Annotated in this window: 27 protein-coding genes, 1 pseudogene and 1 riboswitch; of the genes and pseudogenes, 14 read left to right on the top strand and 14 right to left on the bottom strand. The window is 70.0% G+C overall.

Annotated elements, in window-relative coordinates; all coding sequences use genetic code 11:
* Positions 1-8: 8 nt before the first annotated feature.
* From H9623_RS07065 to H9623_RS07050, 4 genes are all read left to right on the top strand, one after another.
* Positions 9-1457 carry an aspartate aminotransferase family protein gene (locus tag H9623_RS07065; protein WP_193719344.1) on the top strand — a complete coding sequence of 483 codons (1449 nt, stop codon included), beginning with the start codon at positions 9-11 and terminating at the stop codon, positions 1455-1457.
* On the top strand, positions 1454-2287 hold the full coding sequence (locus H9623_RS07060) for a nitrilase-related carbon-nitrogen hydrolase (protein WP_193719343.1): 834 nt from the start codon (positions 1454-1456) through the stop codon (positions 2285-2287). The genes H9623_RS07065 and H9623_RS07060 overlap by 4 nt, the downstream gene beginning before the upstream one ends.
* 78 nt (positions 2288-2365) lie before the next feature.
* A complete protein-coding gene (gene hydA / locus H9623_RS07055) occupies positions 2366-3832 on the top strand; it encodes a dihydropyrimidinase (protein WP_193719342.1) in 1467 nt (488 codons plus the stop codon).
* 16 nt (positions 3833-3848) lie between these two features.
* Positions 3849-4955 carry a TIGR03842 family LLM class F420-dependent oxidoreductase gene (locus tag H9623_RS07050; RefSeq protein WP_193719341.1) on the top strand — a complete coding sequence of 369 codons (1107 nt, stop codon included), beginning with the start codon at positions 3849-3851 and terminating at the stop codon, positions 4953-4955.
* A gap of 15 nt (positions 4956-4970) precedes the next feature.
* Here H9623_RS07050 and efeB read toward each other — a convergent pair whose 3' ends face one another.
* The 4 genes from efeB to H9623_RS07030 form a co-directional block, all read right to left on the bottom strand.
* On the bottom strand, positions 4971-6377 hold the full coding sequence (efeB, locus tag H9623_RS07045) for an iron uptake transporter deferrochelatase/peroxidase subunit (RefSeq protein ID WP_193719340.1): 1407 nt from the start codon (positions 6375-6377) through the stop codon (positions 4971-4973).
* A gap of 13 nt (positions 6378-6390) precedes the next feature.
* The gene (gene efeO, locus H9623_RS07040) at positions 6391-7611 is read right to left on the bottom strand and encodes an iron uptake system protein EfeO (protein WP_193719339.1); all 1221 of its coding nucleotides are present in this window, start codon (positions 7609-7611) and stop codon (positions 6391-6393) included.
* A complete protein-coding gene (gene efeU, locus H9623_RS07035) occupies positions 7608-8483 on the bottom strand; it encodes an iron uptake transporter permease EfeU (RefSeq protein ID WP_193719338.1) in 876 nt (291 codons plus the stop codon). The genes efeO and efeU overlap by 4 nt, the downstream gene beginning before the upstream one ends.
* A gap of 215 nt (positions 8484-8698) precedes the next feature.
* Complete coding sequence (locus H9623_RS07030; RefSeq protein WP_193719337.1) at positions 8699-9007, bottom strand: methyltransferase domain-containing protein; 309 nt, start codon at positions 9005-9007, stop codon at positions 8699-8701.
* A 184-nt stretch (positions 9008-9191) separates the two neighbouring features.
* Between H9623_RS07030 and H9623_RS07025 the strand changes: the two genes are divergently transcribed.
* Together H9623_RS07025 and H9623_RS07020 are read left to right on the top strand one after the other, a co-directional pair.
* Positions 9192-9428 carry a hypothetical protein gene (locus tag H9623_RS07025; RefSeq protein ID WP_043651912.1) on the top strand — a complete coding sequence of 79 codons (237 nt, stop codon included), beginning with the start codon at positions 9192-9194 and terminating at the stop codon, positions 9426-9428.
* A gap of 691 nt (positions 9429-10119) precedes the next feature.
* Entirely contained in the window at positions 10120-10914 is a 795-nt protein-coding gene (locus H9623_RS07020; RefSeq protein ID WP_193719336.1) for a hypothetical protein, read from the top strand.
* A gap of 435 nt (positions 10915-11349) precedes the next feature.
* Here the strand turns inward: H9623_RS07020 and H9623_RS07015 are convergent, their stop codons facing one another.
* The 3 genes from H9623_RS07015 to H9623_RS07005 all read right to left on the bottom strand — a co-directional run bounded on the left by H9623_RS07015 (position 11350) and on the right by H9623_RS07005 (position 13134).
* A complete protein-coding gene (locus H9623_RS07015) occupies positions 11350-12165 on the bottom strand; it encodes an RES domain-containing protein (RefSeq protein WP_193719335.1) in 816 nt (271 codons plus the stop codon).
* A complete protein-coding gene (locus H9623_RS07010; RefSeq protein WP_193719334.1) occupies positions 12162-12530 on the bottom strand; it encodes a hypothetical protein in 369 nt (122 codons plus the stop codon). The genes H9623_RS07015 and H9623_RS07010 overlap by 4 nt, the downstream gene beginning before the upstream one ends.
* A 187-nt stretch (positions 12531-12717) precedes the next feature.
* A complete protein-coding gene (locus tag H9623_RS07005) occupies positions 12718-13134 on the bottom strand; it encodes a hypothetical protein (RefSeq protein ID WP_193719333.1) in 417 nt (138 codons plus the stop codon).
* A 100-nt stretch (positions 13135-13234) separates the two neighbouring features.
* Between H9623_RS07005 and H9623_RS07000 the strand changes: the two genes are divergently transcribed.
* Together H9623_RS07000 and H9623_RS06995 are read left to right on the top strand one after the other, a co-directional pair.
* Entirely contained in the window at positions 13235-13498 is a 264-nt protein-coding gene (locus tag H9623_RS07000; protein ID WP_193719332.1) for a hypothetical protein, read from the top strand.
* Positions 13488-13703: a hypothetical protein gene (locus tag H9623_RS06995; RefSeq protein WP_193719331.1), complete on the top strand. Its 216-nt coding sequence runs from the start codon at positions 13488-13490 to the stop codon at positions 13701-13703. The genes H9623_RS07000 and H9623_RS06995 overlap by 11 nt, the downstream gene beginning before the upstream one ends.
* Before the next feature lie 326 nt (positions 13704-14029).
* Here the strand turns inward: H9623_RS06995 and H9623_RS06990 are convergent, their stop codons facing one another.
* Positions 14030-14644: a DUF1016 N-terminal domain-containing protein gene (locus tag H9623_RS06990; RefSeq protein ID WP_321575329.1), complete on the bottom strand. Its 615-nt coding sequence runs from the start codon at positions 14642-14644 to the stop codon at positions 14030-14032.
* Between the two features lie 480 nt (positions 14645-15124).
* Here H9623_RS06990 and H9623_RS06985 point away from each other — a divergent pair, with 480 nt between their 5' ends.
* Both H9623_RS06985 and H9623_RS06980 read left to right on the top strand, forming a co-directional pair.
* On the top strand, positions 15125-15802 hold the full coding sequence (locus H9623_RS06985; protein WP_193719330.1) for a translation initiation factor IF-2 N-terminal domain-containing protein: 678 nt from the start codon (positions 15125-15127) through the stop codon (positions 15800-15802).
* Positions 15803-16009: 207 nt separating this feature from the next.
* Positions 16010-16168, top strand: coding sequence for a hypothetical protein (locus tag H9623_RS06980; RefSeq protein WP_193719329.1), 159 nt, complete (start codon positions 16010-16012; stop codon positions 16166-16168).
* 69 nt (positions 16169-16237) lie between these two features.
* On the opposite strand, the gene H9623_RS06975 is transcribed toward H9623_RS06980, so the two are convergent.
* Positions 16238-16549: a hypothetical protein gene (locus H9623_RS06975; protein ID WP_193719328.1), complete on the bottom strand. Its 312-nt coding sequence runs from the start codon at positions 16547-16549 to the stop codon at positions 16238-16240.
* A gap of 291 nt (positions 16550-16840) precedes the next feature.
* Between H9623_RS06975 and H9623_RS06970 the strand changes: the two genes are divergently transcribed.
* On the top strand, positions 16841-17035 hold the full coding sequence (locus H9623_RS06970; protein ID WP_193719327.1) for an antitoxin VbhA family protein: 195 nt from the start codon (positions 16841-16843) through the stop codon (positions 17033-17035).
* Here the strand turns inward: H9623_RS06970 and H9623_RS06965 are convergent.
* Together H9623_RS06965 and H9623_RS20165 are read right to left on the bottom strand one after the other, a co-directional pair.
* On the bottom strand, positions 16978-17400 hold the full coding sequence (locus tag H9623_RS06965) for a Fic family protein (RefSeq protein WP_193719326.1): 423 nt from the start codon (positions 17398-17400) through the stop codon (positions 16978-16980). The genes H9623_RS06970 and H9623_RS06965 overlap by 58 nt on opposite strands.
* 415 nt (positions 17401-17815) lie before the next feature.
* Positions 17816-18196: pseudogene (locus H9623_RS20165) on the bottom strand (methyltransferase domain-containing protein); the annotation flags it as partial.
* Positions 18197-18337: 141 nt separating this feature from the next.
* Positions 18338-18403: riboswitch (guanidine-III (ykkC-III) riboswitch) on the top strand.
* Positions 18404-18416: 13 nt separating this feature from the next.
* On the opposite strand from H9623_RS20165, the gene H9623_RS06955 reads away from it, so the two are divergent.
* Both H9623_RS06955 and H9623_RS06950 read left to right on the top strand, forming a co-directional pair.
* Positions 18417-18731 carry a DMT family transporter gene (locus H9623_RS06955; RefSeq protein WP_193719325.1) on the top strand — a complete coding sequence of 105 codons (315 nt, stop codon included), beginning with the start codon at positions 18417-18419 and terminating at the stop codon, positions 18729-18731.
* Between the two features lies 1 nt (position 18732).
* Positions 18733-19104, top strand: a complete 372-nt coding sequence (locus H9623_RS06950) for a DMT family transporter (protein ID WP_193719324.1) — start codon at positions 18733-18735, stop codon at positions 19102-19104.
* Positions 19105-19205: 101 nt separating this feature from the next.
* Here H9623_RS06950 and H9623_RS06945 read toward each other — a convergent pair whose 3' ends face one another.
* The 3 genes from H9623_RS06945 to H9623_RS06935 form a co-directional block, all read right to left on the bottom strand.
* Positions 19206-19748: an NUDIX hydrolase gene (locus tag H9623_RS06945; protein WP_321575328.1), complete on the bottom strand. Its 543-nt coding sequence runs from the start codon at positions 19746-19748 to the stop codon at positions 19206-19208.
* Positions 19749-19875: 127 nt separating this feature from the next.
* Complete coding sequence (locus tag H9623_RS06940; RefSeq protein ID WP_193719323.1) at positions 19876-20433, bottom strand: hypothetical protein; 558 nt, start codon at positions 20431-20433, stop codon at positions 19876-19878.
* Positions 20430-20780, bottom strand: coding sequence for a hypothetical protein (locus tag H9623_RS06935; RefSeq protein ID WP_193719381.1), 351 nt, complete (start codon positions 20778-20780; stop codon positions 20430-20432). Before H9623_RS06935 ends, H9623_RS06940 begins: the two co-directional genes overlap by 4 nt.
* Positions 20781-20967: 187 nt before the next feature.
* Here H9623_RS06935 and H9623_RS06930 point away from each other — a divergent pair, with 187 nt between their 5' ends.
* Positions 20968-22332, top strand: coding sequence for an MFS transporter (locus H9623_RS06930; protein WP_321575327.1), 1365 nt, complete (start codon positions 20968-20970; stop codon positions 22330-22332).
* Positions 22333-22368 lie beyond the last annotated feature (36 nt).

Below are 22368 nucleotides of genomic sequence, written 5' to 3'. Positions count from 1 at the left end.
AGGACCTGATGGCGGACACCGCGGGCGGGACGGCGCGCAGCGAGCGCGACGACGCCCACGTCTTCTACTCGTGGTCGGCGCAGGAGCTCGTCCGGCCCGTGACGGTCGCGGGCGGCGAGGGAGCCTGGTTCTGGGACACCGACGGGCGCCGCTACCTGGACTTCGCGTCGCAGCTCATCAACCTCAACCTGGGGCACCAGCACCCCGCGCTCGTGGGTGCCGTCCAGGCCCAGGCCGGACGGCTGGCGACGATCGCGCCGTCGTTCGCGAACCCGGTGCGCAGCGAGCTCGCGCGGCTGATCGTCGAGCGCGCCCCGGGCGGGGCCGACGGCGGGCTGAACCGCGTGTTCTTCACCAACGGCGGGGCCGACGCGGTCGAGAACGCGGTGCGGCTCGCCCGGCGCCACACGGGCCGGCAGAAGGTCCTGGCCGCCTACCGCTCCTACCACGGCAACACCGGCACGGCCGTGAGCGCCACGGGCGACCCCCGCCGCTGGCCCAACGAGGTCGACCCCGGTGTGCGGCACTTCTTCGGGCCGTTCACCTACCGCTCGTCGTTCGGGGCCACGACCGACGCCCAGGAGTGCGCCGCGGCGCTGCGGCACCTGCGCGAGGTCGTCGAGCTCGAGGGGCCCGCGACGATCGCCGCGATCCTGCTCGAGACCGTCGTGGGCACCAACGGGGTGCTCGTCCCGCCCGACGGCTACCTCGCCGGGGTCCGCGAGCTGTGCGACGAGCACGGGATCCTGTTCGTCGCCGACGAGGTCATGGTCGGGTTCGGGCGCGTGGGGGAGTGGTTCGCCGTCGACCACTGGGGCGTGGTGCCGGACCTCGTCGTCTTCGCCAAGGGCGTCAACTCGGGGTACGTGCCGCTCGGCGGCGTGCTCATCGCGGAACGCGTCGCCGCGAGCTTCGACCACGCGGCGTTCCCCGGCGGGCTCACCTACTCGGGGCACCCCCTCGCGTGCGCGCCCGGTGTTGCGAGCATCCACGTGTTCGAGGAGCAGGGCATCCTCGACCGGGTGCGCTCGCTCGGCGAGCGGGTCCTGGGAGCGCGGCTGCGTGACATGGCGTCGCGGCACCCCAGCGTGGGCGAGGTGCGCGGGCTCGGCTTCCTCTGGGCGATCGAGCTCGTCCGGGACCCCGCCACGCGCGAGCGCCTCGTGCCGTTCCAGGGGACCGCGGAGCAGAACGCCCCCATGGTCGAGGTCACCCGGGCCGTGACGGCGGGCGGCGTCTGGCCCTTCCCGCAGGTCAACCGCCTGCACCTCGCCCCGCCGCTCATCACGTCCGTCGAGGACCTCGAGCACGGCCTCGACGTCGTTGACGCGGCGCTCGACGTCGCCGACCGGTACGTCGTCGAACCCTCCGCCCACGGACGGCCCGGGTCACCGGCCGAGCACAACGGTCACCGCCCCCGCCGCGCCCCGCCCCGCACACCCGAGGAGAACCCATGATCGTGCGAGCCGCCCTCACCCAGGTCCGCTGGACCGGCGACCAGGAGTCCATGGTCGCGGCCCACGAGCGGTTCACCCGCCAGGCCGCCGACCAGGGGGCGCAGGTCATCTGCTTCCAGGAGGTGTTCAACGCGCCCTACTTCCCGCAGGTCGAGGACGCCGCGTTCTACTCCTACGCCGAGTCCGTCCCCGGCCCGACGACCGAGCGCTTCGCGGCGCTCGCCAAGGAGCTCGGGATCGTGGTCGTGCTGCCCGTGTACGAGCTCGAGCAGCCCGGGATCCTCTACAACACCGCGGCCGTGATCGACGCCGACGGCAGCTACCTGGGCAAGTACCGCAAGACCCACATCCCGCACCTGCCCGGGTTCTGGGAGAAGTTCTACTTCCGCCCCGGCAACCTGGGGTACCCGGTCTTCGACACCGCGGTCGGGCGGATCGGGGTCTACATCTGCTACGACCGGCACTTCCCCGAGGGCTGGCGGGCGCTGGGCCTCGCGGGAGCGACCGTCGTCTTCAACCCCAGCGCCACGAGCCGGGGGCTGTCGAACTACCTGTGGCGGCTCGAGCAGCCCGCGGCGGCCGTGGCCAACGAGTACTTCGTCGGAGCCATCAACCGGGTCGGGTTCGAGGAGCTCGGGTCGAACGACTTCTACGGGACGAGCTACTTCGTGGACCCCGAGGGCGCGTTCGTGGGCGGGACGGCCGACGACCACGAGGAGGAGCTCGTGGTCCGTGACCTCGACCTCGACCTGCTGACCGAGGTTCGCAACCGCTGGCAGTTCTACCGCGACCGCCGGCCCGACGCGTACGGACCGCTGACGGCGCCCTGACGGCGGCGCCCAGCAGGCGCTCCGACCGCCCGGAGCCGGCTCCGGCCGGACCGACCGACGAACGAGAGGACGCACGTCATGGCACTGACCCTCATCACGGGAGGCACCGTCGTCGGGCCCACGGGGCGCTCGCGCGCCGACGTCCTGCTCGACGGCGAGCAGGTCGCCGCGCTGCTGCGCCCGGGCGACACGTCGCTCGGCGTGGACCTCGCCTCGGTCGCGGAGACCGTGGTCGACGCGACCGGCAAGTACGTGATCCCGGGCGGCGTGGACCCGCACACCCACATGGAGCTGCCGTTCGGCGGCACGGCCGCCTCGGACACCTTCGAGACCGGGACGCGCGCCGCGGCCTGGGGAGGCACGACGACGATCGTCGACTTCGCGGTCCAGCGCACCGGGGAGCGGGTCCAGGACTCGCTCGCCGCCTGGTTCGCCAAGGCCGAGGGGAACTGCGCGATCGACTACGGCTTCCACCAGATCCTCGGCGGCGTCGACGACGACTCGCTCAAGGCCATGGACGAGCTCGTGACCGAGGGCATCACGAGCTTCAAGCTCTTCATGGCCTACCCCGGGGTCTTCTACAGCGACGACGGCCAGATCCTGCGAGCCATGCAGAAGGCCGCGACCAACGGGTCTCTGGTCATGATGCACGCCGAGAACGGCATCGCGATCGACGTCCTGGTGCGCCAGGCGATCGACCGCGGCGACACGGCCCCGGCCTTCCACGGCACCACGCGCCCGTGGGAGACCGAGGAGGAGGCCACGCACCGCGCGATCATGCTCGCGCGGCTCGCGGGCGCCCCGCTCTACGTGGTGCACATGTCGGCCAAGCAGGCCGTCGCCACGCTCGCCCGCGCCCGCGACGACGGCTGGAACGTGTTCGGCGAGACGTGCCCGCAGTACCTGTACCTGTCGCTCGAGGAACAGCTCGGAGCCAGGAGCGAGGAGTGGGGCGACTTCGAGGGTGCCAAGTGGGTCTGCTCGACCCCGCTGCGCTCGCGGGCCGAGGGCCACCAGGACGAGCTGTGGCGCTACCTGCGCACGGGCGACCTGTCCGTGGTGAGCACCGACCACTGCCCGTTCTGCATGAAGGAGCAGAAGGAGCTCGGGCTCGGCGACTTCTCCAAGATCCCCAACGGGATCGGCGGCGTCGAGCACCGCCTCGACCTCGTCTACCAGGGCGTCGTCGACGGGAAGATCTCGCTCGAACGCTGGGTCGAGCTGTGCTGCGCGACGCCGGCGCGCATGTTCGGGCTGGGTGGCCGCAAGGGAGTGCTCGCCCCGGGGGCCGACGCCGACGTCGTGGTCTACGACCCCGCCGGGCACACGTCGATCGGGTACACCTCGGACACGGACACCGCGCACGGGAACCGCAAGACCCACCACATGAACATGGACCACTCCGCCTGGGAGGGGTTCGAGATCGACGGGCACGTCGACGTCGTGATCTCACGCGGCACGGTCCTGGTCTCCGACGGCGAGTACCACGGGCACCCCGGGCACGGGCGGTACCTGCGCCGCAGCACCTCGGCGTACCTGCGATGACGGGCCGGGAGCAGCCATGACCGCCGCCGGCACGGCCGACCGCCTCGACCTGGGCGTCGTCCTGCAGACCAACCCGCCCGCGTGGCGCGTCGTCGACCTCGCACGACGCGCCGAGCTCCACGGGTTCAGCCACGTGTGGACGTTCGACTCCCACCTGCTCTGGCAGGAACCGTTCGTCATCTACTCCCAGATCCTGTCCGCGACCCACCGCGTGACCGTCGGCCCCATGGTCACCAACCCCGCGACGCGCGACGTGACCGTGACCGCCTCGCTCTTCGCGACCCTCAACGACATGTTCGGCAACCGCACGGTCTGCGGGATCGGTCGCGGCGACTCCGCGGTCCGGGTGACCAACGGCAAGCCCGTGACCCTCGCCGAGCTGCGGGCAGCCGTCACGACCGTCCGAGGGCTCGCCGGAGGGCAGTCCGTCGAGTACCACGGCACGACCCTGCACCTGCCCTGGGCCCCCGACAGCCGCACCCCCGTCTGGGTCGCTGCCTACGGCCCGCGCGCGCTGGCGCTCGCGGGCGAGGTCGGGGACGGCTTCATCCTCCAGCTCGCCGACCCGGACATCGTGGCCTGGTCGATCGACGCGGTGCGCCAGGCCGCCGAGCGGGCCGGCCGCGACCCGGCCGAGGTGACCATCTGCGTGGCCGCACCCGCGTACGTGACGGACGAGACGCCGTCGGGCACGGGTGGGGACGGGCCCGCGGACGGGGCAGGGCGCTCGCTCGCGCACGCCTACGACCAGTGCCGCTGGTTCGGGGGCATGGTCGGCAACCACGTCGCGGAGATCGTCGCGCGCTACGGGGCGGGGGAGACCGCCGGTGCGGGAATCCCGGCGGCCCTGACCGACTTCGTGGCCGGGCGGGTCGACTACGACTACAACGAGCACGGGCGCGCAGGGAACACGCACACCGCGTTCGTGAGCGACGAGATCCTGGACCGGTTCTGCCTGGTCGGGCCGCCCGCGCGGCACGTCGAGCGGCTGCTCGAGCTCAAGGCGCTCGGCGTCGACCAGTTCGCGCTCTACCTCCAGCACGACGCGAACGACGAGACGCTCCAGGCCTACGGCGAGCTGGTCCGTCCCGCGGTCCAGGAGGCGGGCCGGGTCCGGGAGTGACCCCCGGCCGGTGGGTCAGGCGAACAGCTCCTGACCCACGAACGCCCCCTCGTCCCCGCCCAGCGTGGCGCCCTCGGCGATCCCGCGCGGCACGGCCCAGATCCCCGAGCCCGTGTGCCGCAGGTACTCGCTCATGAGGTCGTGCTTGGCGAGGGCGTTCTGCATGGGCACGTACTGGGTCGCGGGGTCGCGCACGTACGCGAGGAAGAAAAGCCCCGCGTCGAGCCTGCCCAGCCCGTCCGAGCCGTCGGTGTAGTTGTAGCCGCGCCGCAGCATGCGCGCGCCGCCGTTGCTCGTGGGGTGCGCGAGCCGCACGTGCGAGGCGGCGTCGATGAGCGGCACGCCGCCGCGGCCCGCGGCCTCGAAGTCGGGCTCGGTGCGCTCGTCGCCGCCGGACAGCGGCGCCCCCGACCCCTTGGTGCGCCCCACGATGGTCTCCTGCTCGCGCAGCGGCGCGCGGTCCCACGTCTCGATCGTCATGCGGATGCGGCGCGCGACCAGGTACGAGCCGCCCGCGAGCCAGTCGGCCCCGTCGCCCGGCGCGACCCACACGTGCTCGTCGGTCGCTGCGGACTCCTCCGACGTGATGTTGGCCGTGCCGTCCTTGAAGCCGAACAGGTTCCGGGGCGTGGGCTGAGCGGTCGTGGTCGAGGACGTGCGCCCGTAGCCGAGCTGGCTCCAGCGCACCGACGCGGTGCCGAACGCGATGCGCGCGAGGTTGCGGATCGCGTGGACCGCGACCTGCGGGTCGTTCGCGCACGCCTGGACGGCGAGGTCGCCGCCGCAGCGCGCGTCCTCGAGCATGTCGCCGGGGAAGTGCGGCAGGTCGGCGAGGAGGTCTGGCTTGCGCCCGTCGAGGCCGAACCGGGCCGACCCGTCGGCAGCCGTGAAGAACGAGGGGCCGAACCCGAACGTGATCGTCAGCCCGGAGGCCGGTAGGCCCTCGGCCTCGCCCGTGTCGTCCGGCGGCGCGTCGTACGGTCCGGACACGGGCCCGAACTCCCCGGCGGGCAGGCCCTGCGTCATGCGCGCGGCCGCGAGCGTCCAGGCGCGCAGGAGCGCGACCACCTCGTCGCGGTCCTGGGTCGTGACGTCCCAGGTCGCGAAGTGCAGGCTGTCCTGGACCGGGGTCGTGATCCCGGCCTGGTGCTCGCCCGTGAAGGCGAACGCGCCGTCGCCCTCCGCGGGACCCGCGCTCGGCGCCGCGGTGCGGGCCGCGGCGCTCCCGGCGAGGAAGCCTCCCGCGAGCCCCGCCCCGGCCAGCCCGACGCCGGCCATCCCCAGGACGGCTCGCCGCGAGATGCGGCGCGCCTCCCGGGGCGGCTCGGTCGGTCGCGTGGGGTCACCGGGTCCGGTGGTCCCACGGGGTGCGTCGGGCCACTTGGGGGCGTCGGCGTCGGGCTGGTCTGGAGCGGTCGTCATGGTGCGTCGGTCCTCAGAGCACCACGGCGGCGGTGAGCTGCGAGAGCGGCTCGCTCAGCGAGTCGACGGCCTGCGACAGCGCCTTGACCTGCTCGGGCGTGAGGTCGGTGTAGAGCACGAACCCGTCGCCCTGCCTCTGCTCGTCGAGCAGGCCCTGGAGGGTCGCGAAGCGCTCGTCGAGCGTCGTGGCGAGCTCCTCGTCCTTGGCCGAGACCACGTCGCGCAGACCGTCGTAGGCGACCTTGGCGCCGTCGACGTTGGCCTGGAAGTCCCACAGGTCGGTGTGCGACCAGATCTCCTCCTCGCCCGTGACCTTGCCCGTCGCGACCTCGTCGAGCAGGCCCTTGGCGCCGTTGCCGATCGCGGGCGCGTCGATGCCGTCCGCGAACGACGCCTCGTGCGTGCGGTCGAAGAGCTCCTGGGTGTCGGCGAGGAGCTGGTCGGCGTACTGCGTGCGCTGCTCGGGGGTCAGGGCCACGTAGGTCTCGCCCCCGTTGGCCTCGGGTGCGGGCTGCCACAGGTCCTTCTCGAGCAGGTGCCAGCCGGTCCACTCCTGGCCCTCCTCGAGGTCGGCCTCGCGCAGGTCCATCTTGGGGTCGAGGTCGCCGAACGACTCGGCCACGGGCTCGATGCGCTCCCAGTGCACGCGCACGGGGGCGTAGAGGGCCTTGGCGGCCTCGTCGTCGCCCGCCTCGTAGGCGGCCACGAACTCCTGGGTGCCCTCGAGGAGCTGCTCGGTCTGGTCCTTGACGTACGCGACGTAGTTGGTCGAGGCCAGGGCGATCTGGTCGGCGACCGCCCCCGTGGGCTCGATGTCCTTGCCCGAGTCGGTCACGGTGAAGTCGGAGCGGATGCCGTCGCCGATCATGCCGGGCTTGCACGCGGTCACGTACTCGCCGGGCTTGGCCGTGAGCACCAGGTCGCGGCTGATGCCCGGACCGATGTTCTCGACCTCGGACACGATCCGCAGGCCGTCCTCGGCGAGCAGGTAGAACTCGGTCACGTCGTCGCCCGTGTTGGTCACGGTGAAGACGATGTTGCCCGACGGCGCCTCGGCGGCCGAGAGCGTGCACGCGTCGGCCGACGAGTCGACCGTGAGCTTCGCGGAGCCGGCGGCCGAGCCGTCCGAGCCGGCGGCGGCCGGGTCGTTGGGCGTGCACGCAGCGAGGAGCGGGACGAGAAGAGCGGCAGCGAGCAGCGGCGCTGCGGCGTGGGTGGCCCGTGAGCGGGTCATCGGTTTCCTCCGGGAGTCGTGACGGTGGTTGCCGGGGTGCTGGCCTGCGCGGGGGCACTGCTGCGAGGCGCGCTGAACCAGACGGTCCGGACGAAGAAGAACAGCGTGGGGACGAGGTAGAGCCACCAGGCGGCGAGCTCGAGCCAGGTGGTCGCGGGGGAGAAGTTGAAGACGCCCTTGAGGACCGTGCCGTACCAGCTCGACGGCGGGATCTGCGCGCTGACGTCGAACGCCAGGTCGTGCAGCCCGGGCAGGATGCCGGCCTCCTGGAGGTCGTGCACGCCGTAGGAGAGGACTCCTGCGGCGACCACGATCAGGAACATGCCGGTCCAGGCGAAGAAGACGCGCAGGTTGAGCCTGACGGCGCCCTTGTAGACGGCCCAGCCGAGCAGGACGGCCACGGCCAGCCCGAGCACGGCTCCGAGCAAGGGCTTGGTCGTGGTGCCCGTGGCCTGGGCTCCCGCCCACAGGAAGAGGGCGGTCTCGAGGCCCTCGCGCCCGACGGCGAGCAGCGCCATGACGACCACGGCCCACCTCCCGGCGGCGACGGCGTCGTCGAGCTTGTGCTGCAGGTCGGCCTTGAGGTGACGGGCGGTCCTGCCCATCCAGAAGATCATCCACGTGATGAGGCCGACCGCGACGATCGACAGCGTGCCGCCGATGGCCTCCTGGGCCTCGAAGGTCAGTCCTTGCGGCCCGTAGGTGAGGGCCGCGCCGAAGCCGATCGAGACGGTCACGGCGACGGCGACGCCGAGCCAGAGGAAGGGGAGCAGGTCGCGTCGCCCGGTCTTGACCAGGTAGGCGACGAGGATGCTGACGACGAGCGCTGCTTCGAGGCCTTCACGCAGGCCGATGAGGAAGTTGGCGAACACGGGAGTCCTTCGACGGGTGGCGGGGCAAGGAGCCCGGGAGCCGGAGGCCGGGGCGGCCGGTGGTCGTCGCGGTGGAGCCGAGGCCAATATGGAACACAGGTCCAAGTTTGGTGAGGCTTACCTTCCTCCGCGAGAACAGTACTCCTGCCGTCGCGGTGCCGGAACCGGTGCCCACGTGACCAGGCCCACACCCTGCGGCCGTGGGGCGGTCGTCGTCAGCCCCGCGGCCGGTCGACCACGACGACGAACAAGGTGACCGACGCGAAGAACGGCTGTGTCGCCAGGTGCTCGGTCCACCGTCCCTCCGCCCGCTCGCGTAGGTACCCGGCCTCGACGGCCCGGCGTGCGACGCGTGCGAGCCCGAGGACCTGGTCCGCCTCGCGCACGTCGCGGAACACCGCCGTCACCGGGACGACGCGATCGACCGCGAGGCCGCTGCGCTCGGCGAGCCCCGCGAGCCTGCGCCCGATCCGCCCGTTCCGGACCGCCCGTTCGCCCGGCAGCCAGAGCCCCATCCGGCTCACACCGAAAGTCGAAGCGGTCAGCACGCCCGCCACCCCGGTCACCCCCGCTCCGGCCCCGACGCCGGAACCGGCCCCCGAGCCAGCTGCGGCGCCCGCGGCTGCCGTGGCCAAGCCGGCTGCGCCCGTCAAGAAGCCGCGCGCCACGGCGACGCGTAGCAAGCCGGTCCGTTCGGTCACACCTGAGGTGCCGGTTGATGACGCGAAGATCGCCCGCACCTTCCTCATGCCGCGCACGCTCGTGAAGACCGCAGAGACCGCGGTGCTGCGCACCGGCGGGCTCCCCGGCGGCTACAAGTCCATGGCCGCACTCGTGAACGGGGCCCTCGCACGCGAGCTCGAACGCCTCGCGGGGGAGTTCAACGACGGCGAGCCCTTCCCGCCCAACGGCGCCGAGTTCCGCGTGGGACGGCCACTCGGCTAAGACCAAGGTGAGGAAGACGTCCCCAAGTACCGGCCGAACTAATCACACCGAACTCGAACCGCGGCCGCCCCAGGACGCCAGTCGGCGCCGCTGCGCTTCGACCCGCCCGCCCGCGAAATGCGCGGTTGTGCTACTTCGTCGCTGAGGTCGGCCGAGAGCCTAGCGAGGCCACCCGGGCACCTCAACCCACTCGCCGTGCTTGGAGGGACGGACCGAATGACGACGTGGGGGCATCATGACCAGCCAGCAAATCACGATCACCGTGTAGGCAAGCCGATTTGTGTGGCCTGTGACGCTAGCTACCGGGTGCTCGACAAGTGGGGGATTGCGTGCGCCGAGGCATCAGAATCGACGTCGCCGCGCTAGAGCAGGTAGCGCCCTTGGCTACCGCCAGGCCCGGGTCGTTGTCACGGGTGACGAGTCGTGAAGCGGTATCCGGCCCGGTCAGATCACCGCCCTCGCCAACCAAGGCAACATTCGATCCCAGTGCAATCGCCGATCCCCGTCAATATCCTCGGCACGAGACAAGGTGAATCGGTCCAGATTCTGCCGACGACCCGCTTTGGCTTGACGTGCCGTTGAGTGTGGTGTATCGTCCAGCCACCGAGGATGGGCGGGCCTAGGACAAGACCGATCGTTCCGCCTTCGGGCCAAGCAATGAGGCGTTGGTCGCACTCTTAAAGGGGGAGTCTTGAAGGCTGTCTATGTACGCCGGATCACGGTGCCTGCGGTGATCGCAGGGCTTGCGATGGCGGGTATTTCGACTGCAAGCGCGAGTGCCGGCGCCGATGAGCTGGCGGGTATCGAGGTTGTCGACCCGGACGAGTTGACCTGGGTCGGGACTGAGAATGCTGATGGTACGACTCGCGTGTATGACGACGCGGAGCGTCGATCGGTAAACGACGCGTTTCGGGTGGAGCAGGAGGCGTTGATCGGGCAGGAGATCCGTGCCACGGGGGCCGAGGTTGTTGAGCCTGAGGAGCTGACCTGGGTCGGTTCGATCGAGCCTGACGGCAGTATCCGCATGTACGACGATTCAGAGCGCGCAGCGGTGAACGACGCCTTCCAGAGTGAGCAGGCAGGGCTGATCGAGGCAGGATCTGCTGCGTTGCCAGATATAAGCACGATCTCGCCGTTTACGGCGTCCGTCTCTTGCAACAGTACGCGCTACAAGGTCGTCGCGCGGTACCCTGCTGAGGGTCCCGCGTGGCGCGGCTTCTGCTACTCCGGAGCCGGCACGATCAGCGTCGTCCCCATGCACACCGATGTCCTCGGAGTGTGTCCTGGCCCTCAGACGGGGCGGATCTACGCGCACTACGCTAATGGCAATAAGGCATGGTCCACGTGGCGCGGCGGATACCCGGACAACCTCTCGACCTGCTTCAATTTTTCGATCGCCACTAAGACTTACTCGCAAGTCTCGATCTGGGCGCCCAATGGTCCAAATCCGGTCTCGGTGAACCCGCTCTCACCCGTCGCGAAGTAGCTTCCAACAGTCCAAGTGGGCCACGAGCGCTAGAGGCGAAGAGGGGAGTGGGGCGCACCGTATGGTCCGCCCGACTTCCCTCTTCTCGCTAGGGGGCCACTGGTGATCTGTGGAACCTTCACGGTCCGCCGTGAGCGAGGAATTCGAGTTCGGCGTGCGCTCGTAATGCTTGGTCGACAGCAGACAAGGTAATCGCCGGGACGGCTGAACTGGCGACAAGGGCCACTATTCCTTGGATGTCGTGGCCAGTGGCGGTGAGCCAGGCGAGGATTGCGGTGATGGCGATGAGTGTGGTGCAGACCGCGCGGTCGTCGAGATGCGGGCTTAGCCCTAGGTGTGAGCCATGCGCTGACGGTAGCGAACCCCCCAGCGGTGTGACGCCGCACGGGTGCCTGAACCTATGAATCTCCGCGGGAGATTCATAGGTTCGGGTACTCAGTAGGCCAGGCGGCCGTCGAGGATCGGCAGGCCCCACTCCTCACAGACCTTCCGGAATGCGGGGGTGTCGACGTTGTCGCTCTCGCCGGCCATGCGGGGGCCGGTGTCGCTCGGCATCAGGTCGTCGTCCTCGCGGCGGTTCCACCAGGCGAGGCAGCGGCCGTACGCCGTCTTGGACGGGAAGGAGATCCCGAGCGGCAGGGAGCCGTCGTCGAGGACGAGGTCGCGCACGCACTGGGCGAGGAGGGTCGTCGCGGCCCGGTTCTCGCCGGTCGCAGCGCTCAAGGTGAGCAGGGGCACCCCGGCGGCCGCGAGCTCGGCCGCGAGGGCGTCATGGAGGGCGTTGAGCGTCGCGGGGTGGTCGATCTGCACCCACCACCCTTCGAGGGGGAGACGGATGTACAGCAGGGACCGGCCGCGCTGCCAGTCACCGCCGACGGCCCACGGCGTGTCCCTGTCGCCCGCGACGGCGTCGCTCGTGACGTCGCGGATGAACTCGTCGACGTCCTGCCCGGCGGCCTGGGCATCAGCGACGAGCGCCTGACGGTTCAGGCGAAAGCCTTGCAGCGTCTCCGCGAAGCAGACCTCCGGGGTGTCGCCGAAGTAGACCGTGCGCCCGACCGTGTCGAACCGGCCGCGGCTCTCGATCTCGCCGTCGGGCAGCGAGCCGACGACCTTGTTGACGGGGGAGGAGAGCGGCCCCGAGCGGAACGTGTACTTGTCCTGGGCCACGCGGTACACGAGCGCACCGTCGGCAGGCACGAGGCGCACACCCGTCTTGGCGCAGGTGCGCGCCCCGGGCACTTCGATCACGCGGCGACGTCGTTCACGAACGCCTCGGCGGCGCCGAGCACCTCGACGGCACGCAGCTCGCGGATGCAGGTGACCGGGGTGACCTCTCCCAGGCGAGGGTTCGCCCCGAGCATCCACGCGCTGGCGATGTTCTTGCCCTCGGCGTCGTCGAGCGTCTTCCAGACGCGGTAGCCGAGGCGCAGGCGGTCGACCTTGTCCTGGCTGGGCTTCGTGCCCTCGACCCACTTCTTCGGGAGCGAGCGCGAGCCCGCGCCGGACAGGGCGGCGACGGTCGAGGGGCCGAGGTTGTCGATGAGCACCTGCACGAGGTCGGGCAGGTCCAGACGGATCGCTTCGGCGTGCGTGGTGACTGTGCGGGAGGACATGCCTCCACTATGTGACCTGGGGCAGAGAATTTCAACTTTCTGCTACCAATATTGAACGGATACTCGCCCAATCTCGATCATAGATGCCTGGGACGCAGGTCAGGGCGCCAGGCGAAGGTACGTCAGGGGAGCGGGCGCGCCGAAGCCCCGCCCACCGCCGTGGACGGGGCTTCGACGTCGACAACCTTCAGGCAGTCGCGGGGACCAGGTTCGGGTCGGCGATCCACTTCGTGACGTGGGTTCCTACAGGGACGACGGTGCCCGGTGCGGGGTCGAGCTCGACGATGTCCCACAAGGTCTCGCCAGGCTTCGGTGCGCGTGTGGCGTTCACGAAGAACAGCTTGCCGCGGTACGGAGCGCCGTCAACGCTCTCGTCGACCTCGTGGAACTTGCCGATCCAGTCCGGCACGGCGACGGTCTCGCCCGGCGTCCCGGGAGTGGTCGACGCCGGCGCCTGGTCGACGCGCTGCCATGAATCGCTGGCGACGATGGTCACGATCGTGCCGCCCTTTTCGAAGTGCAGATTGTTCTGCCCGTCGATCAGGCAGATGCTCGCATCGATCTGAGACGTCGAGCCGTCGGTCAGGGTCAGGGTGTAGGGCATGGGGCAGTCCTCCTGTGGTTGATGAGCCTGCATCGTGCCCGATCGTGAGCACGGTGTCACTCACCCCCTTGTCGTCGTGCTACGTGGGATGCTTCCGGCCATGACCACTTATCAGTACGGGTACATCCTCCTACGGGAGCGTCTTGGGCAGGCCACCTTGGAGGACGATTGGCGGGTGGAGGACGCGCGCAATCGCATCCCGCGCTCGGTGCGCGAGTCGGCGCCGCTGGTCGAGATCCTGAGCCGGTTCGGCGAGCAGGGCTGGCAGGTCGCGGCCGCGCCGGCGCCCCGGGTGTCCGTGGACGAGCACGGCGACACCCTGACGCAGTACTTCCTCGTGAAGGAGACGCGCGATGCTGCGTAGCACCTGGGTGTCGTTCTACGGGATCGGCGCCACCTTCCTCACCTCGCTCGGGGCCCTCGCGGCGCACCTGCTGGGCATGGAGTCCGCGTGGTGGATGCCAGTCACCGTCGTCACGCTCGCCCTGCTGCTGACCTCGTTCGTGCTCCTGGGCGTGGCCTCGGTCCTGCGTCGTCGTGAGGACCGTCAGCGGGCGGTAGGAGCATGAACGACGAGGCCGACCGCGCCTGGACCTCACTGCACCCAACGGAACGCGGTCGCCACGGGTGAACGTCGCGGTTCACGAGTTCTTGTAAGCCCGCATCAAGCCCTTGGCCCCCACCCGAGGCGTCAAGACCAGCGCGATCGTGCGCGAGGCCCTGGACGCCTACGACCAAACCAGTTGCGAGATCCCTCGCTGGCGAATCGCACCGCCGCCCAACACGATCTCCGGTCCAAGATCGGCCTGGGATCGTCGAACAAGTGCTCGACCAGGATGGTGTGATGGGTTCCCGTCGACGGCCGTCGGCCGGCGGATGGCCAGCCGGAATCGAGTCAGTCCCGCTGCGCGACGGCGCCGAGGAGGCGGGGCGCACCGCCTAGAGGGCGAGGCGATCTCCTGGAGCTTGTCCATGAGGCCCTGCTCGACGTCGCGTTCGTGGACGCGGTCGCTAAGTCCCAGGTGGTCGAAGACGTAGGGTCACGGACGAGCTGTTGCGCGACCTCGGAGTCGGCGGGCACCAGGTGCTCGACGAAGTTCGACGGCGCCGCGCCGATGCGCCGGTGGACGTGCGAGGCGATCTGGTTCTCCAGGACGGCCCGGGACCAGCCGTGCTCGGCCGCCTGGGCTGCGTACCACTCCCGCAGCTCTGTCTCGCTAAGCCGGTCGAGAAGCACCGTCACGTGACCCCACGGCAATTGTCCAACAGCCTGTTGGACAAACGACTGCTTGCTCGGCCAGACCTCCGCGACCCGGCGCATGTACATCAAGTTCGTACGCGACCAGCCCCGCTGGTCGGGGAACTCCGCCCGCAGGTCCGCCGCGAGCCGGCCGACGACCTTCGTGCCCCAGCCCGCGGCCTCCTGGCGATCGAGGATGTCGCGGTCGATCGACCAGTACAGCCGCATCAGCTCGATGTTCGCCGCCCGGGCCGCCCGCACCCGGCTCACCCGTGTTCCTTGAGCCGCGACAGCAGCTCGCCATACCCGTCCGGCTCGACCTCGTTCGCGCTCATCACGCCATCATCACAGGTCGCAACAACACTCCGGCCAGGCCGTGCCGGGCAGTGACGGTTTGGCCTCGAACGTACCCGACTGCGGCTTCCAACACTGACTCGGGTGATGAGAACGCGCTACCGTGCTGTGCAACGGTTACGGGTCATCTTCATGCCCAAGTCCACGAACACCGACGACCTCCCCTTCGCGGTCGCTGCCTGCAAGTTCCCCGCGCTGCGAATCAGAGCGCGAGCCCGCAGTCACTTGCGGTGAGCCAGATTTTTCGTGTAACGTCACGCCCTGTGGGTACTAACACGCCCTAGACCAGAAAGCTCCGAGATTGCCTCGGAGCTTTTTTGTTGCCATCACAAGGCTAAGAACGCGTTCACGCGTAGTTGACCGCCACCCCTATCGCGACAGTGTCACACTTGGACCATGGCACGTGTGCGCGTGTATGAACTCGCGCGAGAGCTTGGCGTCAGCGCCAGCCAGGTTCTCGCCTCGGCGAAGCAACTCGGAGCTTCTCCGCGCTCGGCGTCATCTCCCCTCGAGCCAGACGAGGTTCGCCGACTGCGCGAGACCTTCGGGATGAGAGGCACGGACCCACGCCCTTCACTGCGCAACCGTGGCCCCAATCCGTTCGAGCCTCCTTCGGGCGTCCGACCGCCCCTCAGACCTGGGAGACCGTACGACGATGACCCGTGGCACGAAGTGCCCTCACAGGATGACGAGCTGACCGCGAAGCAGGCATCGCATGAACTAGGCGTCTCCGCAGGAGCCGTGCGCCAGTGGGTCCATCGCGGGTATCTCAGGGCCGTGGGAGTTCGCGGCCGGGCGCACCTCTACCGACGAGGAGACCTCAAGAGTGCACGGCGCGAGGCGGAGCGGAACACCCGGCAGCCTCCAGCACCTTTCCTGGTCCGACCTGCCCTGACGCGACGGTCAGTATCGACCGCCGAGGCGGCCTCTCTCGCCGGGGTCCTACCGTCGACTATCCGAGTCTGGGTCCACCGCGGCCTGCTTCGCCCGCTCGAAGCCCCAGGGCACGCCCACAGATTCGACCCCATGCAAGTCCTGCGCGTCGCACGCCGCCACCCTCGACGCGGCGGCTGAGCAACCCAGCGCCCGCGATCGAAGATCCTTTACGCCCGGCCTCCAGCGCCGGGCTTTGTCGTATCCAGATGCGGTAGCTGACGAACATCGGCGCGCAACGCTCGGGCCCCACACGTGCCACTTCTTCTGTGCCCCCAGATTTCCGCAGCATCTGCGCTGCGGTCACGCCCAGCCCTTAGCTGGGTCCCACCAGAGAAAGGTTGCGCTATGGACGTCATCTCCGCGCCTGCGGTGATCCTGTCTGCGACTACCGCTCTGCTCTATGCGGCCACGTCCTTCGTGGTCCGTGTGCTGCCCCTGGTCTCGGATCGTGCAAACGAGCGCGCAGTCCGACTCGCCAAGGCGCAGCGTCCGCAGAGCAAGTAGCAAACGCACCTCTACTGATGGGTAGGGAGAAGTCTGCCCAAAATCAGGCCGATAATAGCGGTTATGTCACTATTGTCCGCCGTTGCGGTGGTACAGGAAGTCGATCCGGGATGCGACGCGCAGCAGTCCCCTGACGGCCAGGACGAGCCCGGCGAGCGTGATGAGGCCTCCGATGAGGATCAGCGGCCCGGAGCCGCTGTCGGTCGCGTACGGGTTCATCGCGGCGCTGAGCTGGGACTGGCGTCCGGCGTTGTAGAGGATCTGCCCCACGATGAGGGCGACGACGCCCCACTGGATCAGCCCGGTCGACGACGGCGGGGGCTTCGGAGCCGCCGGACGCTTGGTGGGAATCGGCGGAATTGCAGGCTTTTCGGCGGTCATGCGAGGAGTGTACCGGCGCGCTCCGCCCGGTTCTGACCCGTCTGCCGTGCCCCCATGAGCGGATTCCCGGTGTCAGTTCGGGCGACACGCGCGCTCTGGGTCGACGGCGGCACCGACGACATCCGCCCCGCCAGGTACGACCAGACGACCGACACCCAGCTCGGTCACACTTCGCTGCGACCTCCCGCACCCTGAGCGCTCGGAGCCCAGCGGGGCGCCTTCTTGCTGCCCCCTGAGACCTGCCCCGATACAATTTCCCTAGGAAGACCAACAGAAATGAGGGGTCCGACCATGACCGTCACGCCCCACCATGACCTGAACCAAGGCATGACCCGTGAGCGCCGTCGAGACCTGGCCATCGACACGATGGCTTCGTGGGCCATGGAAGGCATGGAGCCCGACGAGCGCTCACTGGACTCGATCCGCGGCTACGTTGACGGCAAGCTGACCATCGCAGATCTGCTCGAACGGGCAAGGGCGCGGTGACCGGGCCGAAGGGGTTCGTCGATCCGTACACCTACCCGGGCTGCGTCGACCACGAAGGTCTCATCGTCGACCTTCGGGTCGAGCAACCGGGTCCGATGCAGCCAGCCGAAGGTGTCTTCGGCCGCCGTGGGGATGTACCGCGCGTGATGGAACGCGGATCCGTTCTTGCTGATCTCGACCGTGCGCACCTGTCCGGCCCAGTCGTAGACGTCCTGGAACAGACGGCGGTGCGTCTCCTTCAGGCGCTCGAAGTCGAACGGGCCGGTGATCGGAACGAGTTCGAACTCTTCGCGCCGGGCGAAGGTGAAGTCGTACTCGACAGTGTCGAGCTCGCTCTGCTCGGTCTTGCCGAGGAGGTTCCGCAAGACCGTCGACGACCAGTTCGTCGACGCCAGGTTCGCCCACCAGAAGCACCGCGACGTGCCCGGGGACGACTACCCAGGAGGCATCCCGGACCTGGCTGACGCGCTCTCGCCCCTCATCTCCCCTGGGGCCGCCCCGGAGGCCGCCCTGCGTCGAGGGGAGGCCGCACGAGGGGCGACGGTCGCGCAGCGCATCGCCGACCGCCACGCTCGCTTCCCCGAGCTGCGCGACCTGCACCTGCGTACCGGGGGCTCGGCACCGACCGTGACGTCCGGGCCAGACTTCTCGTTGAACGATCACGACGACGAAGCGCGCGTAGGCGTCGGTCGTCGCGGCATCGGGGCCGTCGACGACCAGGGTCCCCCAGTCCGGTTCGGCGAGCACCGCCCGGCCGCCGGGTCGCAGCACCCGGTGGATCTCGGCGAGGACCTGGGCGGGGTCGGCGACGTGCTGGAGCACCCGGTCGGTGTGTACGCGGTCGATGCTCCGGTCCCCGAGGGCCAGGTGGTGGACGTCGGCCTCCTGCACCCGCACCTGTTCCAGCTCGCGCGTCAGTGCACGGGCCTGCGCGAGGGCGTCGGGGTCGTGGTCGAGCCCGAGGACGGAGCCGGTCGGGCCGACGGCTCCGGCGTACGCCGCCAGGTCGGCGCCTGGCCCGCAGCCGAGGTCGAGCACGTCGAGCCCGGCGTGGAGGTCGAGCTCGCGCGTCGCGAGCGCCTTGTAGCCCCGGCCCAGGTCGGAGGCTGCGAGGCGCACCAGGTAGTCGTCGGGCGGGGTGAGCTCGAAGAGAGTCGGCATCCGTCGATCCTGGATGCCGGTCGCCGGGCGAGGGTGAGGCCGGTCGGGAGCGCCGGGGAAGATCGTGTGAAGGCGGGGCGGTGGGGTGGTCGGGGGCGACGCCGTGCTCTGGCGGTCCGGACGTGATGTAGGTACGCTTGTGCAGGTTCCTCGGACGAGGAACAGCGGACGAGGGAGCAGTACCCGCACGGACAAGACTGACTCAGAGGGGTTACTTGTCATGGCTTGGGTTGTCCTCGTCCTCTCCGGGATGCTGGAGGCCGTCTGGGCGACGGCACTGTCCGCATCCGAGAACTTCACCCGCAGACGGCCCACGGTCGTCTTCCTCCTGTCGCTGACGCTGAGCATGGTCGGTCTCGCCTGGGCGATGACCACCCTGCCCACCGGCACCGCCTACGCGGTGTGGGTCGGCATCGGCGCCACCCTCACGGTCGTCTGGGGATTCATCACCGGCTCCGAGACCTTCACCTGGCTGCGCGGGCTGCTCCTGGTCCTGCTCGTCGGCTCCGTGGTCGGCCTCAAGGTGGTGAGCTGACGTGCCGTGGATCGTCCTGCTCGTCAGCGCAGTCTTCGAGGCCGTCTGGGCCACCGCCCTCGGTCAGTCCGACGGTCTCTCGAAGCTCGCCCCGTCGATCGTCTTCTTCGTCGCTCTCGCCCTCAGCATGGGCGGGCTCGGCTGGGCCGTGAAGCACATCCCGATCGGCACCGCCTACGCGGTGTGGGTCGGCGTCGGCGCGGCCCTGACCGTGTCCTACGCGATCTGGACGGGCGACGAGTCCGCCTCGGTCGGCAAGGTCGTGTTCATCGCGGGCATCATCGCCGCGGTCGTGGGTCTCAAGCTCGTCCCGCACGGACCCGCGAAGAAGCCCGCGTCGGCTGACCCCTCGGGGGCTCAGGTCGACGGCTAGGGCCCGGGCAGGACCTGACACGACGGCCCGTGACCACACCCGCAGGTGCGGGCGGTCGCGGGCCGTCGTCGGCCGGGCCCGGGTGCCCCGCGCGCACGGCGTCACGTGCGCTCGGCGAACCGCCCCAGGAGCTCGGGCCACGCGTCCCGGAACGCTCCCAGCAGGGGGAGCGACGGGACGTCCTCGACCGCGACCCACGCGATCTCCAGGCTCTCCGCGTCGGTCGCACGAGCCTCGAGATGTGCACCGGGCACGACCTCCGCGAGCACGGTCGTGTACCGCCAGGGCCCGTGGTCGAGCACCCGCTCGCCCACGACGGCCACGAGCGTCGGGTCGACGCCCGCCTCCTCTCCTGCCTCGCGCAACGCACCCTGCTCGGGCGTCTCGTCGGGGTGGATCGCGCCGCCCGGCACACCCCACGTGCCGCCCTGGTCGCTCCACGGCGCGCGGTGCTGGAGCAGCACGTGGCCCACACGACCGTCCTGGCCTCGCCGCGCGACGAGCAGCCCAGCCGCACCGGCCAGCCCCCAGTGCCGCCGCCCGCAGGTGCACTCGACCCAGCCGTCGCCGGGCTGGAGGTGTCGGGGCGCGCGCGGGGCGTCGTCGGGCGAGAGGGGCGGGGTGGGTTCGGTCGGGATCGTCACGGTCCCACCCTGCCACCCTCAGGGGACCAGGACAGCGCAGCTCCCTGCCGGCGCCACGGAGAACGGGTCGGTGCCGTCGTCGCCGGTGCCGTCGCGACCAGGGCGGTGGGGGCGAGCGACGGTCCCTTCACTCGGGGAACGCGTTCTTCGGATCTGCGTCGCACTCGGTGACCCGTGGATCTTCCGCGGGGACGATGCCGGGGTCGGCGAGGACGTCGTCCGCGTCGACGCTCTCGTCGAGCACGTCGGCCCGCTGGAGACAGTCGACCAGCAGAACCGTGCGGTCCTCGTTCTGCGGGTTCTCCCGCAGCTCGTAGTAGAACGGTTCGACGAAGCCCAGGTTCTCGTCCTGGCACCGCGTGAAGACGGCGTCGGCCGCGGCCTCCTGCCCGTCCTGGATGCCCTCCATCCGGGTGCCGTCGGCCTCGAGGAGGAGCGTGTACCCCTCGTCCTCGACGCACGCCTTGAACCTGTTGCGCGCCTCGGAGTACTCGGCATCGGTGATCTCGTAGTCCTCGAGGACGCTGCGCTGGAACTCGGTCGTCGTCGTCATCGCCTGATCGAAGTCGGCCTGGAAGGGGCTCCGAGGCGCGTCCTCGCCGGCAGCGCACCCCGTGAGCACGATGACCAGCGCGGCGACCCCGATCGAGACGAGGGTGCTGCGACGGTCGTCGTGCCTGCTCACGCGAACCGCATCCAGCCGCTCGTCTCGGTGAAGCCGGGGACCTCGTAGTACCCCCGAGCCTCCACGCGGACGACGGCGAGCGGGGACAAGACCGACGGCGACGTCGAGCTCCCGGACTTGAGGGTGCCCGCCGCATAGCCGATGGTGCCCCCCGCTGACCGGTACACGATGCGCGGCTGCGCCTTGGTGCAGTGGACCGAGGAGGTCTTGGCCTGCGGGTACGGGTAGCTCGCCTCGAACCCGCAGTAGCTCATGCTCATCCAGACGGCACCGGCCGGAGGGGCGACGACCTGCAACCCGCCCGCCACCAGCGCGACCGTGACCAACATCCTGAGAGTCTTCTTCATCGTGCGTTCCCCCTCCTCGGACCGTCGCCGATCAGCGACGGTTGGCGGGGAGAACATATCGGCTGAACGGGACAGCTGCAACGGATCGCCGGCGTCCGGGCCGGCGCGGTCCGGCGCCCGGGGCAGGTGGCTCCGGCGCGCACGAATTGCCTGGACGCGCGCCTTCCCGCGCCCGCACCATGGACCGGTGAGCCATCCCGAGCCGAACGCCGTGTCCGACCCGACCGCTGAGGATGTCGCCGCCGATCCCGCCGATCCCGTAGGGCCGTCCGCCACCGGCGCCACCGGCGCCACCGGCGACATTGACGACATTAACGACAAGCCGCGCTGGCGTCGTGACGCCACGATCTTCCTGGGTGGGCAGACCGTCTCGCTGTTCGGGTCGATGCTCGTGCAGTACGCGATCATGTGGCACCTGACGCTCGAGACGAAGTCCGGGTCGGTGCTGGCGCTCGCCACGGTCTTCGGGTTCCTGCCGCAGGCGGTGGTGTCGATCTTCGGCGGGGTCTGGGCCGACCGGCTGAACCGCAAGGTCCTGATCATCGCGGCGGACGCCTCGATCGCCGTGACGACGCTCGCGCTCGCGCTGTTCATGCTCTCCGGGACCGACGACCTGTGGCTCGTCTACGCCGCCCTCGCGATCCGCTCGGCCGGCGCCGGGATCCAGATGCCCGCGGTGTCCTCGCTCTTGCCGCAGCTCGTGCCCACGAGCCGGCTCATGCGGGTCAACGGGATCAACGGCTCGATCCAGTCGGCCATGACGTTGCTGGCTCCCGCCGTCGCGGCGGCCGTCTACGCGAGCTCGTCGATCGTCGCGATCTTCTTCGTCGATGTCGTCACGGCCGTGATCGGCATCGGGCTCCTGGCGATGATCCCCGTGACCAAGGTGCTGCGCACCGACGTGGCGGAGGGCGAGCAGGTCGGGTACTTCGACGACCTCGTCGGCGGACTGCGCTACCTGCGGGGCCACACGTTCGTCCGGTGGGTCCTGGGCCTCTACGCGGTCGTGTTCCTGCTGATCGTCGCCCCTTCCTACCTCACGCCGCTCATGGTCGTGCGGACGTTCGGCGACGAGGTCTGGAAGCTCACGGCCAACGAGCTCGCGTTCTCCGCCGGGGCGATCGTGGGAGGCGTGCTGCTCGCGACGTGGGGCGGGCTGCGGAACCGGGTCGCGATGATCGTCGGTGCCACGTTCGTGTTCGGCGTGCTGTCCGTCGGCCTGGGCCTCTCGACGAACATGTGGGTCTTCTTCGCCTTCATGTTCCTGCTCGGCGTCGCGGTGCCGGCCTTCGCGACGACCTCGATGACGGTCCTGCAGGAGACGGTCGAGCCGGACCGCCAGGGGCGGGTCTTCGGCTTCGTCGGGATCGTCATGGCGCTCGCGATGCCGCTCGGCATGCTGATCTTCGGTCCGCTCGCGGACCGGTTCTCGGTCGAGTCGCTCCTCGTCGTGTCGGGGGCGCTCATGTTCCTGGTGATCGCGGTCGCGGTGCTGGTCCCCTCGGGCCGTCGGGCGATGCACGCGGCCGACGCGCACAGCACCACCGGGTAGCGCCCGGGAGACGCCGAACCCGAGGTCCGTCAGGCT

This window comes from Oerskovia douganii, from assembly GCF_015142735.1.
Classification (GTDB): Bacteria; Actinomycetota; Actinomycetes; order Actinomycetales; family Cellulomonadaceae; genus Oerskovia; species Oerskovia douganii.
Note: the sequence above shows the minus strand (reverse complement) of the source record. Positions and strands in the feature narration are given on the sequence as shown.

Coding starts and splice junctions, on each gene's coding strand:
- H9623_RS06995 (WP_193719331.1), top strand. CDS start 13,488: ATGCTGCGTAGCACCTGGGTGTCGTTCTACGGGATCGGCGCCACCTTC.
- H9623_RS07000 (WP_193719332.1), top strand. CDS start 13,235: ATGACCACTTATCAGTACGGGTACATCCTCCTACGGGAGCGTCTTGGG.
- H9623_RS07005 (WP_193719333.1), bottom strand. CDS start 13,134: ATGCCCTACACCCTGACCCTGACCGACGGCTCGACGTCTCAGATCGAT.
- H9623_RS06970 (WP_193719327.1), top strand. CDS start 16,841: ATGACCGTCACGCCCCACCATGACCTGAACCAAGGCATGACCCGTGAG.
- H9623_RS07065 (WP_193719344.1), top strand. CDS start 9: ATGGCGGACACCGCGGGCGGGACGGCGCGCAGCGAGCGCGACGACGCC.
- H9623_RS07060 (WP_193719343.1), top strand. CDS start 1,454: ATGATCGTGCGAGCCGCCCTCACCCAGGTCCGCTGGACCGGCGACCAG.
- H9623_RS07050 (WP_193719341.1), top strand. CDS start 3,849: ATGACCGCCGCCGGCACGGCCGACCGCCTCGACCTGGGCGTCGTCCTG.
- H9623_RS06955 (WP_193719325.1), top strand. CDS start 18,417: ATGGCTTGGGTTGTCCTCGTCCTCTCCGGGATGCTGGAGGCCGTCTGG.
- hydA (WP_193719342.1), top strand. CDS start 2,366: ATGGCACTGACCCTCATCACGGGAGGCACCGTCGTCGGGCCCACGGGG.
- H9623_RS06985 (WP_193719330.1), top strand. CDS start 15,125: ATGGCACGTGTGCGCGTGTATGAACTCGCGCGAGAGCTTGGCGTCAGC.
- efeB (WP_193719340.1), bottom strand. CDS start 6,377: ATGACGACCGCTCCAGACCAGCCCGACGCCGACGCCCCCAAGTGGCCC.
- efeO (WP_193719339.1), bottom strand. CDS start 7,611: ATGACCCGCTCACGGGCCACCCACGCCGCAGCGCCGCTGCTCGCTGCC.
- H9623_RS06980 (WP_193719329.1), top strand. CDS start 16,010: ATGGACGTCATCTCCGCGCCTGCGGTGATCCTGTCTGCGACTACCGCT.
- H9623_RS06935 (WP_193719381.1), bottom strand. CDS start 20,780: ATGAAGAAGACTCTCAGGATGTTGGTCACGGTCGCGCTGGTGGCGGGC.
- H9623_RS06975 (WP_193719328.1), bottom strand. CDS start 16,549: ATGACCGCCGAAAAGCCTGCAATTCCGCCGATTCCCACCAAGCGTCCG.
- H9623_RS07010 (WP_193719334.1), bottom strand. CDS start 12,530: ATGTCCTCCCGCACAGTCACCACGCACGCCGAAGCGATCCGTCTGGAC.